This window comes from Caulobacter sp. NIBR2454, assembly GCF_027474405.1.
In the GTDB taxonomy this organism is placed as follows: Bacteria; Pseudomonadota; Alphaproteobacteria; order Caulobacterales; family Caulobacteraceae; genus Caulobacter.
In genome coordinates, this window is record NZ_CP114871.1 from 3,488,546 (window position 1) to 3,505,460 (window position 16,915).

13 protein-coding genes are annotated in these 16,915 nt (G+C 66.5%); 5 read left to right on the forward strand and 8 right to left on the reverse strand.

Translation table 11 applies throughout. The annotated features are described in order from the left end of the window. Positions 1 to 65: 65 nt before the first annotated feature. Both O5K31_RS16880 and O5K31_RS16885 read right to left on the reverse strand, forming a co-directional pair. Complete coding sequence (locus O5K31_RS16880) at positions 66 to 3,101, reverse strand: glycosyl hydrolase family 28-related protein (RefSeq protein ID WP_269714914.1); 3,036 nt, start codon at positions 3,099 to 3,101, stop codon at positions 66 to 68. 56 nt (positions 3,102 to 3,157) lie between these two features. Beyond that, positions 3,158 to 6,166: a glycosyl hydrolase family 28-related protein gene (locus O5K31_RS16885; RefSeq protein WP_269714915.1), complete on the reverse strand. Its 3,009-nt coding sequence runs from the start codon at positions 6,164 to 6,166 to the stop codon at positions 3,158 to 3,160. A 163-nt stretch (positions 6,167 to 6,329) separates the two neighbouring features. Between O5K31_RS16885 and O5K31_RS16890 the strand changes: the two genes are divergently transcribed. Then, positions 6,330 to 6,887, forward strand: a complete 558-nt coding sequence (locus tag O5K31_RS16890) for a gluconokinase (RefSeq protein WP_269714916.1) — start codon at positions 6,330 to 6,332, stop codon at positions 6,885 to 6,887. Here the strand turns inward: O5K31_RS16890 and O5K31_RS16895 are convergent. Beyond that, positions 6,884 to 7,561, reverse strand: a complete 678-nt coding sequence (locus O5K31_RS16895; RefSeq protein ID WP_269714917.1) for a FadR/GntR family transcriptional regulator — start codon at positions 7,559 to 7,561, stop codon at positions 6,884 to 6,886. The two genes, O5K31_RS16890 and O5K31_RS16895, sit on opposite strands and share 4 nt — an antisense overlap. A gap of 278 nt (positions 7,562 to 7,839) precedes the next feature. Here O5K31_RS16895 and O5K31_RS16900 point away from each other — a divergent pair, with 278 nt between their 5' ends. Then, a complete protein-coding gene (locus O5K31_RS16900) occupies positions 7,840 to 8,100 on the forward strand; it encodes a helix-turn-helix domain-containing protein (RefSeq protein ID WP_269714918.1) in 261 nt (86 codons plus the stop codon). Positions 8,101 to 8,132: 32 nt separating this feature from the next. Here O5K31_RS16900 and O5K31_RS16905 read toward each other — a convergent pair whose 3' ends face one another. Next, positions 8,133 to 9,125: a glycosyltransferase family 2 protein gene (locus tag O5K31_RS16905; protein ID WP_269714919.1), complete on the reverse strand. Its 993-nt coding sequence runs from the start codon at positions 9,123 to 9,125 to the stop codon at positions 8,133 to 8,135. Between the two features lie 72 nt (positions 9,126 to 9,197). Between O5K31_RS16905 and O5K31_RS16910 the strand changes: the two genes are divergently transcribed. The 3 genes from O5K31_RS16910 (at position 9,198) to O5K31_RS16920 (ending at position 13,983) form a co-directional block, all read left to right on the forward strand. Next, positions 9,198 to 10,433, forward strand: coding sequence for a glycosyltransferase (locus tag O5K31_RS16910; protein WP_269714920.1), 1,236 nt, complete (start codon positions 9,198 to 9,200; stop codon positions 10,431 to 10,433). Further along, positions 10,430 to 11,029 (forward strand): YitT family protein, encoded by a 600-nt coding sequence (locus O5K31_RS16915; protein ID WP_269714921.1) that lies wholly within the window; start codon positions 10,430 to 10,432, stop codon positions 11,027 to 11,029. Before O5K31_RS16910 ends, O5K31_RS16915 begins: the two co-directional genes overlap by 4 nt. Before the next feature lie 320 nt (positions 11,030 to 11,349). Then, a complete protein-coding gene (locus O5K31_RS16920) occupies positions 11,350 to 13,983 on the forward strand; it encodes an Ig-like domain-containing protein (protein WP_269714922.1) in 2,634 nt (877 codons plus the stop codon). Between the two features lie 4 nt (positions 13,984 to 13,987). Here O5K31_RS16920 and O5K31_RS16925 read toward each other — a convergent pair whose 3' ends face one another. Genes O5K31_RS16925 through fzlA form a run of 4 tightly spaced genes read right to left on the reverse strand, consistent with a single transcriptional unit; the run spans position 13,988 to position 16,709 of the window. Then, positions 13,988 to 14,431 (reverse strand): group III truncated hemoglobin, encoded by a 444-nt coding sequence (locus O5K31_RS16925; RefSeq protein WP_269714923.1) that lies wholly within the window; start codon positions 14,429 to 14,431, stop codon positions 13,988 to 13,990. 54 nt (positions 14,432 to 14,485) lie between these two features. Continuing rightward, positions 14,486 to 14,842, reverse strand: coding sequence for a hypothetical protein (locus O5K31_RS16930; RefSeq protein ID WP_269714924.1), 357 nt, complete (start codon positions 14,840 to 14,842; stop codon positions 14,486 to 14,488). Between the two features lie 45 nt (positions 14,843 to 14,887). Further along, a complete protein-coding gene (queG, locus tag O5K31_RS16935; protein ID WP_269714925.1) occupies positions 14,888 to 16,042 on the reverse strand; it encodes a tRNA epoxyqueuosine(34) reductase QueG in 1,155 nt (384 codons plus the stop codon). Continuing rightward, complete coding sequence (gene fzlA, locus O5K31_RS16940) at positions 16,023 to 16,709, reverse strand: FtsZ-binding protein FzlA (protein ID WP_269714926.1); 687 nt, start codon at positions 16,707 to 16,709, stop codon at positions 16,023 to 16,025. Before fzlA ends, queG begins: the two co-directional genes overlap by 20 nt. Positions 16,710 to 16,915 lie beyond the last annotated feature (206 nt).

Consider the following 16,915-nt stretch of genomic DNA (forward strand, 5'->3'; position numbering starts at 1 on the left):
GGAGCGGAATGCAAACTATACGACCATGGTCGTAACCCTATCCGGGCGATCTCCCTTATTTGCGACTACTTGGCCGGCGCGGCGTAGAGGGCGTGATGGGTGAGGATGTACAAGGTCCGCCCGTCCGCACCGCCCATGACCAGCTGCAAAGGACGTTCGGGGACATCCAGTCGACCAAGCTCGCGGCCGTCAGGCGCGTAGACAAAGACCTGACCGTTGGCGACATAGACCTTGCCGTCTGGGTCCACCGCCACGCTTTCACCGCCTCGGTCGGCGAATGGCTTCAAATCGGTGATCGCTCCGCCTTGGCCCACGAGCCCGCTATAGGTCTTGTTCTCCGAACTGTTGGCGATCAACACCCGCTGACCGGGCTTGGCCGTGGTGAAGCCGTAGGTGTCCAGCGAGTCCGAGAAGCGAAGTCCCCGGTGATCGGCCGGACCTTGCTGGAATACGCGGAAGGCCGGCAGCGCCAGGCTGCCATCGGGCGAAACGTATTCCCGGGGCTTTGGTAGGGCCATGTCGCGCGCGAACATCTCGGCCAGGGTCGTGAACTGATAGGTGTCCGGGTCGAGCTGGTCCTTGAACTCGCCGTTGTTCCACCAATTGACCGGCAGGACGATGGCCGCGCCAGGGCTTTTCCCCGTCGGAGTGGGCGCGATCACCGTAACCTCGGTGTCGGGGCTGCCGGGCTTGAAGCTGTAGACCGAGCCGTTGCGGCCGTCCGACGACAGGACCAGCAGGTCGCCTGAAGCGGCGACCGCCAGGTTGATCGGGTCCAGGGTGTTGTCGCGCACGATAGAAAGCTTGCGGGCGTCCGACCAGCTGTAGATCCGCTGGTTGCGGCGGTCGGTGAAGTACAACGTCCCGGCCGCGTCGGCAGCGCCGCCGCCTAGCGAATAGAAGCCGTCAGCCAGCTTCTCCACCCGCGCGCCCGCGGGGTAGACCGATGGCGTCACAGGCGCGGGAGCCGCGCCGACGTCGAGCACCGCGAACTGTCGCTCGCGCACTTCCAGCCCGCTGGTCACGTCCTGGATGGCGTTGGTGTAGGGATACTTGGTCAGGCGCAGGAAGGTGGCGCAGCCGCCTTCATCGCAGGTCGGAAAGCCGCTCTCGCCATTGACCGCGACGTTGCGGAACCGGATGTCGTGCGAGTTGTAGAGCCGCACCGCCGCCGGCGCCGGCCGGCGGGTCCGGGTCACGCGATAGCCGTGATAGTTGGCCACCAGGATGTTGCGGGAATCGCGGATCTCCAGCGAGACGGTGTCCTCGCCCTCCCCGGCCTCCTCTTCGGTCTGCGGCGCCAGAAGCTCCCAGTTGGCGACGCGATTGAGGCTGATCTCGGACCGAAGGTGATGCTCGACCGAGGTCTGGTAAATGTAGCCAGGGGTCTCGGTGTCGGACACGTAGATGCCAGAATAGGCGTAGGTGTTGGGGCTCCAGATATTGGCGAAGGTCCCGCCGCCGCCGTTGGTCACCCACAGGCTGGGATACTGCCCGCCCCAGCGCTTGGCGATGTCAGGATCGGCGGTCGCGTTGGCGTTGTAGGGGTTGTAGCGCGCGCCATCGAACAGGTTGGTGCCGTGGCCGCCCTGGAACTTGACGTCATTGACCATCGAATTTGCGCCGGCCGTCCACAGCAGCGCGGTGGCGCGCGGGTTTTGGCCATCGGTGTAGAGACCCAGGCCATGAACGATGTTGTCGCCGCCGGCGGCGGACTCAACCAGCGCCTTGGGGCCGCCGACACCCTGGAAGGCCGGCGTGCGGTCGGGCAGCACGATCTGGGTGAGGCTGGGGTGCAGGCCGATCAGGACGGTGTCGGGCCTTAGCTTGAGCGTGTCGGTGACCCGGTAGAAGCCGGTGGGGAAATAGACCACACGGTGAGTGTCGATCGCTTTTTGGATGGCGGCGGTGTCGTCCGTTGCATTGTCGCCCTTGGCGCCCAGGGTGCGCACGTTCGTCCAATCGGAGGTCGCCGGCAGGGAGCGGATCGCCGGCGCCCGGGGCGCGGGCGTGCTGGTCAGCGCCTCGGCCTGGAAGATCGTGCGATACTCGCCCATCTGGCCAAGAGCCGGCACGACAAGGCCGTGATTGAAGGCGGCGACGCGGTAGGTCCGACCCTTGCCGGGAACCGTCTTGCCGCTGTCGCGCATGCGGGCGAACACCGGCGTGTTGATCGCCACCGCGTTCTCAAAGCCCACCTGGGTGTAGACATTGCGTTCATTGGAGATGATGACGCCGGCCTTGGAGACGTTCTCGAAGCGAACGTCCTTGCCCCAAAGCCAATCGCCATAGCCGCGGTCGATCTCGATCCCGACGGGCGTGTCGCGCATGGTCACATTGACGAGCGTCAGACCCGCCTCATGCTCGCGGATCGCCGCGTCGCGCTGACCTTCAAAGGTGGAGTCCAACAGCACAAAGCCCCAGGCCGCCGACGGCTTCTCGGCCAGGATGCCGTAGCGGCCGCCCTTGAAGTGCAGGTCCTCAGCCTCGTTGGCCACGTGGTACAGGCCCGCCAGTCCCGACCCGATGTCGAACCTCATGTGGCTGACGAAGGTATGCTGCGCCGAGTGGAAGCGGATCGCCGTCGCGGCCGGGTTGCCGCGCCCGATCGCAAAATCGATGTTGCTCATCGCGGTGTAGAAGGTGCCGGAATTGGCGTCGGCGATGTCCTTGTTGAACGGCACGCTGCCCGGCGGCGGGAACGGGACGCGCACGGCCGGATCGGCCTTGGCGCCGGTGAAGATGACCATATTGGCCACGCCCTTCTGGAAGCCCGGCGTGGCGTCGCCCAGCACGATCTTCGGTCGTTCCGCGCCCACCCCGAACATGCGCACGCCGGGCCACATGAAGAGGGTTCGGCTGATCCGGTAGCGGCCAGACGGCAGGAAGACGAGGCCGCCGCCGGGCTTGGCCGCCGCCGCGTCGATCGCCGACTGGAGCGCGGCGCTGTCATCAGCGCGGCCGTCCCCCTTGCCTCTGACCATGACGGCGGAGGGATCATCCGGCGTCGTCGCCAGGACCGAAGCCGACGCGAAGGCCGAGCCGCCGCCTCCCCCAATCAGGAGGAGGGCGGCGACCAGGGTGACGAGCCAAAGTCTCATGACGAACTCCGTAGCGGACCGGCCGACGCGGATCGTCGGCAAAGGCGGGCGCCTGATCAAGGCGTCACCGCGTAGAGCGAATGATGGGTCAGGACGAACAGGATCTTGTTGTTCTCGCCGCCGAAGATCAGCTGCAACGGACGTTCGGGCACATCGATGCGGCCGATCAGCTTTCCGTCGGGGGCGTACTGAAAGATCTGGCCATTGGCGACGAACACGCGCCCCTGCCCATCGACCGCGACGCTCTCGCCGCCCCGGTTGGCGAAGACCTTCAGGTCGGTCAGGGTCCCGCCGGCGCCAACCTTGCCGCTATAGGTCTTGGCTTCGGATTCATTGGTGACGAACACCCGCTCGCCAGCCTTCGCGCCGATCAGGCCGTGGGCCTGCAGGCTATCGGCCCAGCGCCAGCCCACATGGTCGGGCGGCCCCTGCTGCCAGACCCGGAAGGCCGGAAGGACAAGGCTGCCGTCGGGCGAGACGTACTCCTGCGCTTTGGGCGCGGCGACGTCGCGGGCGAACATCTCGGCCAAGGTGGTGAACTCGCCCCGGGCGGGATCATATTGGTCGCGAAACTCGCCGTTATTCCACCAGTTGACCGGCAGTAGGGTCATGGCGCCCGCACGCGGCGCCGAAGGCGTCGGCGCGATCATGGTCAGTTGATCGCTGGGACCAGCCGGGTCGATCGAATAGACCGAGGCCTGCGGCCCGTAGGACGACACCACCAAGAGCTTGCCGGATCGGTCGATGGCCAGATTCACCGGGTCGAGGGAATGGTCGCGCACGACCTCCAGGCCTCGGGTCTTGGTCCAGCGCCAGATCCGCTGAAAGCGCTTTTCCACGAAATAGAGCGTGCCGTCTGGGGCTGTCGTCGCGCCGGAGATCGACCAAAAGCCGCCCTCCAGCTTCTCCACCTTGCGGCTGGCCGCCGGCGCGGGCGGCGGCGCGTCACCGGGAACGTCGAGCACGGCGAACTCGCGCTCACGCACCTCAAGCTTGCGGGTCTTGTCCTGGATGGCGTTCTCGAACGGGAACTTGCTGGCGCGCAGATAGGTGCCGCAGCCGATCTCGTCGCAAAGGGCGATGCCGCTCTCGGCGTTGATGTGAACATTGCGAAAGCGGATGTCGGAGGAGTTGAACAGCTTCACCGCCGTCTCCGCGGGGTGATACGAGCGCGTCACCCGGTAGCCGTGATAGTTGGCGAACAGGATGTTGCGCGAGTTGCGGATTTCCAGCGACACCGCATCGGGGCCGTCGCCCACCTCCTGCTCGGTCTGGGGCGCGAGGAACTCCCAGTTCTGGACATTGTCGAGCACGAACTCGTTGCGGGCGTGGTGCTCGACCGAGACCTGGTAGATGAAGCCCGGCGTGCTGGTGTCGGAGATGTAGAAGCCGGCCGAGGCGAAGGTGTTGGGGCTCCACACATCGTTGAAGGTGCCGCCGCCGCCGTCGGTCACCCAGATGCTGGGATACTGCGCATCCCAGCGGCCATCGGCCACGGGATCGCCGCTGCGAGCCTGGGCCGCGCCTAGAGACTTGCCGTCGGCGGTTGGCGTGCCGCCGCCGCCCATGATCTTCACATCCGTGACCAGCGAGTTCGCCCCCGAGCGCCACAGCAGCGCCGAGGCGCGAGGATTGATACGGCCCGTGAAAAGGCCGATCCCCGATACGATGTTGTCGCCCGCGCGAGGCGTCTCCAAGATCGGGGCGACAACCCCGACGCCTGCGTGGCGGGGATTGCCGTCGGGAATGACCAGCTGGGTCATCGCCGGGTGTAAGCCGACCAATACGGTGTCCGGCCGAAGCTTGAGGGTGTCGGTGACCTTGTAGAAACCGGCCGGCAGGTAGAGGACGCGGTGGGTGTCGATCGCTTTTTGCAGCGCCGCCGTGTCGTCGGTCGCCCAGTCGCCCTTTACGCCCAGTGTCTTGACGTTGGTCCACTCGGCCATGGACGGCAGCGACCTCAAGGCCGGCGCCGGGGCGGCGGGCGGAGCCGTAAGCGCGGCGAGATCAACCAGCGTCTTGTACTCGCCCATCTGGCCCAGGCCCGCCAGGGTCAGGCCATAGGTGAACGACTTGACGCGATAGGCCTCGCCCTTCCCCGCCACCGTCCTTCCGCTGTCGCGAAAGCGGGCGAACACAGGGGTTTTCAGGGCCACCGCGTTGTCGAAGCCGATCTGTGTGAAGACGTTGTCCTCGGCCGAGATCACCACCCCCGCCTTGGAGACATTTTCAAAGCGGACGTTCTTGCCCCACAGGCTGTCGCTGTAGCCCCGGTCGATCTCGATCCCTATCGGCGTGTTCTTGATCGCCACATTGACCAGGGTCAGGCGCGCCTCATGCTCGCGGATCGCCGCATCGCGCTGACCATCGAAGGTGGAGTCCACCAAGGTGAACTGCCAGGCGGGCGAGGTTTTCTCGGTGACGATCCCGTAGCGGCCGCCGTGGAAGTGGACGTCTTCCATGATGTTGCCGGCTTGATAGACCCCGGCGAACCCCGAACCGATGCGAAAGTCCATGTGCCGAAGGAAGGCGTGCTGGGCCATGCGGAAGCGAACGCCCGCGGCCGCGGGATTGCCCTCCCCGATCTCGATGTCGACATTGCTCATCGACGAATAGAAGGTGCCCGAATTGGCGTCGCGCACCTTGATGGCGGCGGGCCGGACAGTCGGAACGGGCACGGGAATCTCGCCCACGGCGTATTGGTCGCCGCCGGTGAACACGACCATCGTGCCCACACCCTCCTGAAAGCCTGGCGTATTGTCGCCCAGAACCAGGACCGGTCGCGTGGCGCCGACGCCGAACACGCGGACGCCAGGCGGCACCAGAACGCTGCGGCTGAGCCGGTAACGGCCCGAAGGCAGGAAGACCAGGCCATGGCCGGTCTTGTCTCGGGCCGCGTCGAGGGCCTGCTGAATGGCGTCGGTGTCGTCGGCGCGGCCATCGCCCACGCCGCGGACCTGGACCGCACGCGGATCGTCCGGCGCCGCCAAAAGGACCGACGGCCCGGCGACGGCCAAGGCCGGCGTCAAGATCGCCAGCATCAAAGACAACAGGATCGCGCGCATGCCGGCCCCCAAGGCTGTTCTGGCCAGTGATAAATCGGCGGGCGGCCTGCACCATCCTCGACCATGGTCGTAGTTGCACCGCCCAGACGCGCCGATAGAACCTTAACCACCCCTGGCGTTTCGATCGCCCGGCGCGCCAGTCGCCGCCAGCCGAGGACGTCGTTTGCCCCCGTCATCCCCCACCCCCGACCAGGCCGATATCGCCGTCATCGTCATGGGTGTCAGCGGGTGCGGAAAGTCCACGCTCGGCGCCTTGCTGGCCGACAGCCTCCAATGCCCATTCCTCGAAGGGGACGCCTTCCACGACGATCGCGCCGTCGCCAAGATGCGCGCTGGCGTGCCGCTGAACGACGACGATCGGTGGCCCTGGCTGGATCGCGTGGCCTCAGCTATCGCAGAGGCGCTCGCCGCCCGTGGAAGGGTGGTGGCGGCCTGTTCGGCGCTGCGGCTCAGCTACCGTGAGCGGCTGCGCACGCAAGTCGGATCGCCGCTGCGCTTTGTTCTGCTTGAGGCTGGCCATGACGAACTTGCTCGCAGACTTACCGCGCGTTCGGGCCACTATATGCCGCCAAGCCTGCTCGACAGCCAGCTCGCCACGCTCGAACGGCCCCTCGATGAGGAAGCGGTGCTGATCCTGGACGCTTCCATCCCGCCGGAGCGCCTGCGTCAGATGACCGAGGCGTGGTTGATGAGCCAAGCGGCCGGGACCCTGCGCGCTTAGGGCATCAGTCGCTTTCGCCCTCGCGAAAGATGCCAGCGCATGGCCAGCGCCGCGCCATCGCCGTCCTGGGCGCGGATCGCCTCAACGATCAGTTCGTGCTCGCGCATCATCTCGGCGATCACCTCAGGGGGCCGTGAGCGCGAGATATCCACGCCCGCCCGCATGATCCTGTCGACATCGGCTTCCAGCGCCTCGAACGCCACGAGGAAGGCGGGATTGGCTGTGGCCATCACGATCTGGCGATGCAGCGCCATGTCCTCGGCGTGGGCGGGCGCGCTCGATAGCAGCGCTTCGCGCAGACGACGAAGCGCCGCTTCGATCTGGTCCATTTCCTGACCTGAGCGCCGCACAGCCGCCAGCCGCGCCGCCTCAGCCTCGAGCACGAAGCGCACCTCGTAGCTTCCCAGGGTGGAGGGCAGCTCCGACAGGGGCATGTAGGCCCCGAGCCTATCGGAGGGTCGGCTCTTGACGAAGGATCCGGCGCCGCGCCGCGCCTCGGTGATGCCGTCGGCGGCCAGCCTGACCAAGGCTTCGCGCACCACCGTGCGCGACATGCCGAACGTCTCGGCTAGGCTCGCCTCGGAGGGCAGGCGGTCGCCGACCGCCAGACCATCGTCGTTGATCATCTCAACAATGCCCGTATAGGCCCGATCGGCCAGGCGGCCCTCACTCATCCCCAACTCCTGTCGTTGCCACGACCATCAGGCCATTCGCGCCCGATAGGAAGCTGCAGCGCGCGCCATGCTATGGCAAACCTGTATGACAGGTTTTGTCCAATCGTGTCATTTTCGCCGATGTTCGCGCTAACATTGCGAAGTCCGCTTGAATTTGTCTGACAGATAGCGGTAACATCCGCTCACGTAACCCGGATCAACCGACGCAGATCGGCGAACAAAACCGGGAACGGCTCCGCCGCGAGGCGGTGCGCAGGGACGAACAGAAGGGCTCGCAAATGACTAAGACGGAAGTCCTCGTCGCGAACGAGGATTCGCAAGTAGCGATCGGCGGGCTCACGCCGACCCAGATGAAGGTGCTCGAGGGGCTGAACCTTGGTCTGCTCAACAAGCAGATCGCATTCGATCTGGGCATCGCCGAGGCGACGGTAAAGGCTCACATGACCGCGCTGATGCGCAAGCTCAACGTCCACAACCGCACCCAGGCCGCGCTCGCAGCGCGCGCGCTCGGGCACGGGACCCGCTCCGCCGCCGGTTAGGGCGGCCGGGCGCTCCGAGCCGCCGCCTTTCCTCAGGCCTTCTTGACCACCGGCGCCGCGCGCAGCCAGGCGAGCGGATTAAGGCTCATGGCCGCGGCGATCTGGAGCGAGGTCGCCGTGCGCGTCGCCTGCACCACCCGTCGCCGGGCCAGAGCCTCCCCCAACCCTTTCAGACCATCGCCCAGGCCCCGCAAGGCTGGCTTGGTCTCGCCCCGCAGCACGTGCCGCGCCATCAGCAGGGCGGTGAAGGCTGCGTGGGGCGCGATCGTCAGCGCCAGAAGTAGGGGCGGCGTGTTCTGGACGTAGGCCCACAGCCGATTGCGCGCGCCGTGATAGAGGGCGAAGGCCGAGCGCGGTCCGGCGTTGCTGGCCGATCCCGTGTGGCGCACCACCGCGTCCGGGACCAGCCGCGTCGCCTCCCCGATCAGGCGCAGGCGATAGCCAAGATCCACATCCTCGCAGTAGCAGAAGAACCGTTCGTCAAAGCCGCCCAGGCCCGCGAAGAGGTCGCGCTCGATCATCATCGCCGCGCCGCAGGCCGAAAACACCTCCCCCGCTGGACCGCCCAGATCGAGCGCCCCATAGCCGCCTCGAAACGGAACCCCGACCAGCGACATCACATCGCCCAGGCCATCCAGACGCGAAGGGTCTTCGTCCATCAGCTGGCGGGCGGTGAAACAGCGCACGTCCCGATGAGCCTGCGCCGCTGCCATGAACCGCTCCAGCCAGTCCGCTTGCGCATAGGCGTCGGGATTGAGCAGGGCGATCCATCGGCCCCGGGCCGCCTTGGCCGCGGCGTTGTTGCCGGCCGCGAAACCCAGATTGCGATCGGCCCGGATCACCCGCACGCCCGGCGCGGCCAGCGCGATCGCGGCGCCGTCGTCGGTGGAGGCGTTGTCGAGGACGATGGTCTCGAAATCGGTGAAGGTCTGGGCCGCCAGACTGTCCAGGCAACGCTGGAGGGTCGGCGCGCTTTGATAGGCGACGATCAGAACGCTGACGGCGGGAGGCGAGGCTTGCGGCACGAAGCGCTCTTAGCACGCAAGACGCGCCCGCGTGGACACCCGCGGCGTCTTGCGTCTATCAGACTGTGACCGATGACCGCCTCCGATCCCGCCCTCGCGCGCCTGCGCGCCCTGCGCCGCCGTCTCGCGCCCGGCCTTGGCGCGCCGCTGCGCCGCGTCCTGCCGCCGCTGTTCGCCTTCACGGCCGGCCTGCGCCATCGCGCTCTGGGCCTGCCTGCGGGCGGGCCGATCGTGTTGGCCGGCTTCCACGGTTCTGTCCTGGGCATCGGCGAGGGCGCGCGCGCCCTGTCGGCGACCCTGCGGGCGGCGGGCTTCGAAGTGACCGACTGGGACGTCAGCGCCCTCTTCGGGCACGACCGGCGCATCGACGCGGGCGATCCCGCCCCGCCCGCGCCCGGCGGCGGCGTTCTGATCGCTCATATGAACCCGCCCGAGCTTTTGCAGCTTATCGCCCTGCACGGCGGCGGCGTCCTGAAGGGCCGCCGGGTGATCGGTTACTGGGCCTGGGAGCTGGAACACCTGCCCCGCGCCTGGAAGCCGGCTCTGCGCCATGTGGACGAGGTCTGGGCGCCGTCGCGGTTCACCGCCGAGGCGGTGGAGGAGGTCGCGCCCCAAGGCCTGCCGGTCAGGGTCCTGCCGCACACCCTGATCCCCACCGACACCGCGTCCGACCGGGCGCGGTTTGATCTGCCCGACGACGCCGTGGTCGTCCTGTCTGCGTTCGACCTGCGCTCGACCCTGGCCCGCAAAAATCCCCTGGCCGCCATCGAGGCGTTCCGCCGCGCCGGCGCGCGCTCCTCGTCCAAGGCCCTTCTGGTGCTCAAGACCGTGGGGGCCGACGCGCACTCGCCGCTTCTGGCCCAGATCAACGCCGCCATAGGCGGCGCGCGCAACATCCGCCTGTTCAACGGCGTGCTGACGCCCGACGACCGCGACCGCCTGGTGGCCAGCGCCGACATCATCTTGTCCCTGCATCGGTCCGAAGGGTTTGGCCTGTGGCTGGCCGAGGGCATGCTGGCCGGCAAGCCCGTAATCGCCACCGCCTGGTCCGGCAACCTGGACTTCATGACCCCCAAGGCCGCCGCCCTGATCCCCGCCCGGCTGGTGGCCGTGGACGACCGACAGGGCATGTACGCCGGCGGACGCTGGGCCGAGGCCGACCTTGACGCGGCCGAGGCGCGGCTGGTCGAACTGATCAACGACGCAGACGCTCGCGCCGCCCTGGGCGCCGCCGCCCGCGATCATGCCGCCAAGACTCTGGACCCCGCCCGCTGGGCCCAGGCTCTCAAGACCTGGCTGCGGCCGTGACGCCGCCGCGCCACACCGTCTCAGAGGACATCCACTCGATCCTCATCGGGACCAGCTTCATCGCGGTCGGCCTGGCGCTGCTCAAGGCCGCCGGGCTGGTGACCGGGGGTGTGGCCGGGGTGGCGCTGATCATCTCCTACGCCACGGGCTGGCAGGTGGGCCTGCTGTTCTTTATGCTCAACATTCCCTTTTACGAGCTGGCCCGCCGCACCATGGGCTGGCCCTTCACCCTCAAGACCGTGGCGACCAACGCGTTGCTTGCGGGGCTGACGGCGGTCTTGCCGCTTTGGCTGACGTTCGACTGGGTCGATCCGATGTTCTCGGCCCTGTTTGGCGGCACCATCATCGGCATGGGCGTGCTCGCCCTGGCGCGGCACCGCTCAAGCGTTGGCGGCATCGGGGTGCTGGCCATCTACATGCAGGAAAAGCGCGGCGTCAGCGCGGGGCGGGTTCAACTGGCCGCCGACGTCCTGATCATCGCGGCGGCCTTCACGGTGATCGATCTGGGCAAGCTGGCCCTGTCGCTCCTGAGCGCGGCGGCCCTCAGCCTGGTGATCATCGTCAATCATCGGCCGGGCCGTTATTCGGGCTACTGAGCGCGACGCCTCCCGATCTATCCGTTAGATATAATTCTCGAAATCTAACAATATCATCGATCCACGAACATTGTTACTCAGATACGGCGGCATCCCGATCAGATCGCCTTGCCGTCAGGTAAGCTTAATCTTCGACAACGCCGTCAATAATGACTCACGAGGTGGACATTCCGCCTCTCATTCTTGAAAACTCGCATTTTCCAAGCTTTGCATTACTTCATGTAGCGATCGATTACTGCTTGCACTCGCTTGGCCGCCAAGCGAAATGTGACCGCCACGGTCACGGGCGTTCCGCTTGACCAAGTCAGACGGAGCTTCCCATGGCGATCCCGACAACCACTGTCGTCACCGCGCAGTTCTCGGCCGACAGCGGGATTTCGAACACCGACCTGATCACCAATGTCGCTAGCCAGACGCTTTCGGGCACGACCAGCACCAATCTTGTGGCGGGAGAGTCAGTCTACCTGTCGTTCAACAACGGCGGGTCCTGGAACCCGGCTACGACAAGCACGGGCTCGAACGCCTGGAGCTTGTCCGTAACGCTTGGCGGGTCCGGAACATTCCTGGCCGTTGTGCGCAACACCGACGGGGATTCGACGCAGCTTTCCACATCGTACGTGCTCGATACGACAGCGCCCTCAACCACGGCGGCTAGCCTGAGCCTTTCGGCCGATACCGGGACCTCATCGACGGACTTCGTCACAAAGACTGCCTCGCAAACCATCAGCGGCACGCTTTCGGCCAACCTGGCGGCGGACGAAACGGTTTGGGTCTCGGTGGACAATGGCGCCACATGGGCGTCGGCCTCCGCGTCGGTCGGATCGAGCGCCTGGAGTCTGGCGGGCGCCACCCTGGCGGGCTCGAACAGGATCGTCGCCAAGGTCATGGACAGCGCCGGCAACAGCGGCGCCGGCTACAGCTACGGCTATGTGCTGGACATCACAGCGCCAGCGACATCGGTCGCCAGCCTGAGGCTCTCGGCCGATACCGGCGTCAGCGCGCTTGATTTGGTGACCAAGACCGCGGCGCAAACCATCAGCGGCACGCTCTCGGCCAATCTGGCGGCGGGCGAAAGGGTGCTCGTATCCACCAACAACGGCGCCACCTGGGCCGAGGCCACAGCATCGGTCGGATCAAGCGGCTGGAGTTATGGCGGCGTGACCCTCACGGGCTCGGACACGATCCAGGTCCAGGTCGCCGACTCCGCCGGCAACGGCGGCGCCATCCTTAGCCAGGCCTATGTACTCGACACCACCGCGCCCACTATCGCCGTCACCTCCAACGTCTCGACCTTGAAAGCCGGCGAGACCGCGACAATCACCTTCACCCTCAGCGAGGCCGACCACGGAAGCTTCACCATAGCGGACGCCGTGGTGTCGGGCGGCGTGCTGAGCGGCTTTTCGGGCTCCGGCTCGGTCTACACCGCAACCTTCACCCCGACCGCGGGGGTCAATGGGGGAACTGCCAGTATCACGGCTACGGCAAACAGCTATATCGACCTGGCGGGCAACTTCGGCGCTGGCGGCTCGCTGTCCCCGCTGACGTTCGACACCCTGGCGCCCAGCGCGCCCTCGACGCCCGATCTGTCGGCCGGCTCGGATACCGGCGCCTCAAACACTGACAACGTCACCAGCGACAGCACGCCCACCTTCAACGGCACGAGCGAGGCGAACGCCACGATCACGCTCTACGACACCGACGGCACGACAGAGCTTGGGACCACCACCGCCTCGGCCATGGGCGCGTGGTCGATCACCGCTTCGACACTGTCGGCCGGCGCCCACACCCTCACAGCCAAGGCCGCCGACGCAGCCGGCAACGTCTCGACGGCCAGCACCGGTCTGAGCATCACCATCGACCTGAGCACGCCGGCCGCTCCCAGCACCCCGGTGCTGAGCGTCGCCAGCGACACGGGCACCGTCGGTGATGGCCAGACCGACACCACCACGCCCGTCATCACCGGAACAGCCAGCGCCAACGCCGTGGTCAAACTCTTCGACGGCTCGACCCTGGTCGGCTCGACCACCGCCGATGGCGGCGGCGCCTGGAGCATCACCACCTCGACCCTGGCGGCCGGCGCTCACAACCTGACGGCCACCCAGACCAATCTCGCCGGCACGACCTCGGCCGCGAGCGCAGCGCTCGCCTTGACCATCGGAACCATCGCCCCGCCCGTGGATGAGACGCCGCCTGAACCGCCCGCCCCCGACTATACAGCGCCCGAAATCCGCGAGAACTTCGCGGCGGCCGCCGGCTTGCAGCCCAACTCGCCCAAGACGACCATCGCGACCGTCACCCTGGCCGACGGCACGGTCGTGGCCAATCCAACCTATGAGACGGCCCTGCAGCTAAGCCAGCTGATCTTGCGCTTCGAGGCCGGCCTGATCAGCCGTGAGCGGCTGATCGACGAGGTTGTCGATCTGTCGGCGCCGACCTCTGGCGTAGCCTTGCAGGCCTATCAGTTCTTCACCGGCCTGGCGCCCAGCAAGGCGGGCTTGGCCTATCTGATCGACAGCCCCGCCAACGCCAATGACCTGACCGACGCCTACTACGCCCGCTTCAACGAGGTGAACCGCTTCATCAATTTCGCGGTCAGCCTTGGCGTCGAGGGCGAGGGTCGCGCCGCCTTCGAAGCCAAGTTCGGCGGCCTCGATTTCGCGGCCTCCGTACGCCTGGCCTACGACATGGTCATCGGATTGGACGCCGCGCGCACGGCCGGCGTCGATGTGGACGCCGCCCTGGCGTGGATCTCCAGCCAGGAGAGCTATTTCGACCTTTTCGCGGGCTCGGACCTGGGCGGCAAGGCGGCCATGGTCGGCTACATCATGCAGGCTGGCTTCGAGGCCCGGGTCGGCCGCTACTACGAGGCTAGCCACGACTTCCTCGAAGACGCCTTCGATGGAACGCCGACCTATCAGGTCGATCTTGTGGGCGGCCAGCACCTGGGCGGTTAGCGCCCTATCGGGCCTGACGACGACTGTCGATCAGGTCGCCGCGGCTGGCGGCGATGCCGTACTGGAAGCTCTTGGCGATCATATCGGCCCGCGCGCAGACAAGCTCGGCGGCGGGCTTGGGCCAAAGCTCGGCGGCGGTCGTCTTGAACAGCGCGAGCCACTGGCCAAAATGCTCAGCCTGAATCTGCGGCAGGGCGGCGTGGACCTGCATGGGCGCGCCGCTATAGCGGCCCGACGCCAGCAGCACCGAAGACCAGAAGTCACAAAGCTTGCTCAGGTGCTCGTCCCAATGGTCGCCGATCACCCCGTCGAAGATCGGCCCAAGAACGGCGTCGGCGCGCACCTTGGCGTAGAAGGCGTGAACCAGGTCCTCGATCATCGCCTCCGTGACGCCGACGGCGTAGCCGGGGGACAAGATTCTGCGGTGCTCCTGCCGATCCATGGTCATGGGTAGATCCTGACGCCGCGGAAAACCACCGCCTTGATCTGGCGCAAGCGGGCCTCAGCCGACCGTGAACTTAAAGTGCTGGCTTGGCCCATGATCGAACAAAGTCACCTCGCCGCCCTTCACCTTGGCCTCGAAATGGGTCTGGTCGCCGTGATGGTAGCCGGTGACCGTGTCGCCCACGCGGGTGAAGGCGATGTGGGCGGCGTCCCCATGGTGATAGACGCCATTGGGCAGGGCTCCGGTCACATGATGTCCGCGCGAATGGTCATAGGCCTCGACCGTCTCGCCCTCGACCTTGGCGCTTATGCGCACATTGCCGGTGCGACTGTGGTCCAGGACGTTGGTGTACGGGCGACCATTGACCAGGGCGGCCGCGACGGCGGCGACGACAGGACGGGCGTGGACGTTCATGAAGCCTCGAAGGTGCGAGGGCGACGACGCCCCCATGGTCAAGCTTTAAGCCAAATGCGGCTGGCGCGGTTCGGTTGCCGCCGCCAGTTCGTCCAGAACGTGGGGATCTGCCTCGCTCGCCGCCAGCCCCGCCGCCAAGGCGGCGAACGCCGCGGGCTCCAACAGCCGCCCCGCCGCCCATACCGCCGCGCCACGCACGTCGGCGCTGGCGTCGGCCAAACGCGGCTGCACGGCCGCCATCAGGCTCGGGTCGGCGCTGTTGCCGATGGCGTAGAGTACATTGCGCACGAACCGGTCGCGGCCGATGCGCTTGACTGGGCTCTTGGAGAACAGCGCGCGAAACGACGGATCGTCCAGGGCCGACAGTTCGGCCAGGGACGGCCCCCTCAGAGTCTCGCGCGCATGCAGCTTTTGCTCGCGCGCCTGGGACGCGAACTTGTTCCAGGGACAGACGGCCAAGCAGTCGTCGCAGCCATAGATGCGGTTGCCCAGGGCGGGCCGAAACTGCGCCGGAATAGGCCCTCTGTGCTCGATCGTCAGGTAGGAGATGCAGCGCCGCGCATCCAGCCGATAGGGTTCGGGAAAGGCCTTTGTCGGACAGATGTCCAGACAGGCGCTGCACGACCCGCAGCCGGCCTGGGCGACGGTGTCGGTCTCCAGCTCAAGGGTCGTCAGGACCGAGCCCAGGAACAGCCACGAGCCAAAGCCGCGCGAGACGAGGTTGGTATGCTTGCCCTGCCAACCCAGGCCGGCCTTCTCCGCCAGCGGCTTTTCCATCAGGGGGGCGGTGTCGACGAACACCTTCACCTCTCCCCCAAATCTCTCAACGATCCACCCGGCCAGTAGCTTAAGTCTCTTCTTGATGACGTCGTGATAGTCGTCGCCCTGGGCGTAGACCGAGATGGCCGCGCGGTCGCGATCGGCCAGGGCCGCCAGCGGATCGACGTCTGGCCCATAGTTCATTCCAAGCACCACCGCCGAGCGCGCATCGGTCCACATAGCGGTGGGGTGGGAGCGCCGCTCCAGCGTCTCCTCCATCCAGCCCATGGTCCCGTGCAGGCCTTCAAACACGAAGGTTTTCAAGCGTTCGCCCGCCAGCCACGGCTCATCGACGGCCGCGAAGCCGCAGAGGTCGAAGCCCAGCTCCAGCGCCTTGGCGCGGATCAGGTCCTTGGATGGATCAGAAGTCGAGGTCGTCATAATGGCCAGCGGGAGCGAGCCCGGGCCAGCGATCGGCGAGGATCGGCCGGAAGGACGGCCTGGACTTGATCTTCATGTACCACGTCTTGGCCGCCGGGAAGTCGCGCCACGGCACGTCGCCAAAATAGTCGATCACCGAAATATGCGCCGCCGCAGCAATATCGGCCAAGGATAGGCGCTTGCCGGCCAGCCAGTCGCGCAGCTGCAAAAGCCCCTCGATATAGACCAGGTGCTCGCGCAGCGCCTCGCGACCGCGTCGCAGGTTCGACAGTTCCGGCGCGCCCATGCGCAGTAGACGCTTTTCCATCTTTTCGTGCAGGAGCAGGCCGTTGACCTCGAAGTCGAACTTTCGGTCGAACCACTGCAGAAGGCGTCGCGCCTCGGCGCGCTCGGCCTTGTCCGGCGACAGCAGGGCTGGCTCGGGGTGCTGCTCTTCCAGATGCCCAAGGATCGCGCGGCTTTCGCACAACACCAGAGGCTGGCCGCCGTCATTTTCAATCAGCACGGGCGTTAGCCCGGAAGGATTGAGCTTCAAGAACTCGGCTGGCCGCTCCCAGTAGCGCACCTGCACATCGGCGAACGCCAGACGCTTTTCGCCCAGCGCCACGCGCACCTGGCGCGAAGCGGGATCGAGCGGGAAATGGTGGAGAATGCGTTCGACGCTCATGCGAGGCGGTCTGGAAGTCCAGGGCGGTGATGGAGGCTATCGGCCACAAGGCGCCGAACCCGTTAAGGTCCCGTTTACTGAACCGCGTTCAGCGACAAAAGACCGGAGTTTCGCATCGATGGGCGCAGGCGGCGCCCATTTGAAGGCGCCCGCAAAGAGACAGCGCTGTCATTTCCTTTTTCTTTTTAGCGAACGTCAGTGTTAGC

What these genes read in the sequence shown, in the direction of transcription:
- O5K31_RS16880 (WP_269714914.1), bottom strand. Translation starts at nt 3,101, where the DNA reads ATGAGACTTTGGCTCGTCACCCTGGTCGCCGCCCTCCTCCTGATTGGG.
- O5K31_RS16885 (WP_269714915.1), bottom strand. Translation starts at nt 6,166, where the DNA reads ATGCGCGCGATCCTGTTGTCTTTGATGCTGGCGATCTTGACGCCGGCC.
- O5K31_RS16895 (WP_269714917.1), bottom strand. Translation starts at nt 7,561, where the DNA reads ATGAGTGAGGGCCGCCTGGCCGATCGGGCCTATACGGGCATTGTTGAG.
- O5K31_RS16900 (WP_269714918.1), top strand. Translation starts at nt 7,840, where the DNA reads ATGACTAAGACGGAAGTCCTCGTCGCGAACGAGGATTCGCAAGTAGCG.
- O5K31_RS16910 (WP_269714920.1), top strand. Translation starts at nt 9,198, where the DNA reads ATGACCGCCTCCGATCCCGCCCTCGCGCGCCTGCGCGCCCTGCGCCGC.
- O5K31_RS16920 (WP_269714922.1), top strand. Translation starts at nt 11,350, where the DNA reads ATGGCGATCCCGACAACCACTGTCGTCACCGCGCAGTTCTCGGCCGAC.
- O5K31_RS16925 (WP_269714923.1), bottom strand. Translation starts at nt 14,431, where the DNA reads ATGACCATGGATCGGCAGGAGCACCGCAGAATCTTGTCCCCCGGCTAC.
- O5K31_RS16930 (WP_269714924.1), bottom strand. Translation starts at nt 14,842, where the DNA reads ATGAACGTCCACGCCCGTCCTGTCGTCGCCGCCGTCGCGGCCGCCCTG.
- queG (WP_269714925.1), bottom strand. Translation starts at nt 16,042, where the DNA reads ATGACGACCTCGACTTCTGATCCATCCAAGGACCTGATCCGCGCCAAG.
- fzlA (WP_269714926.1), bottom strand. Translation starts at nt 16,709, where the DNA reads ATGAGCGTCGAACGCATTCTCCACCATTTCCCGCTCGATCCCGCTTCG.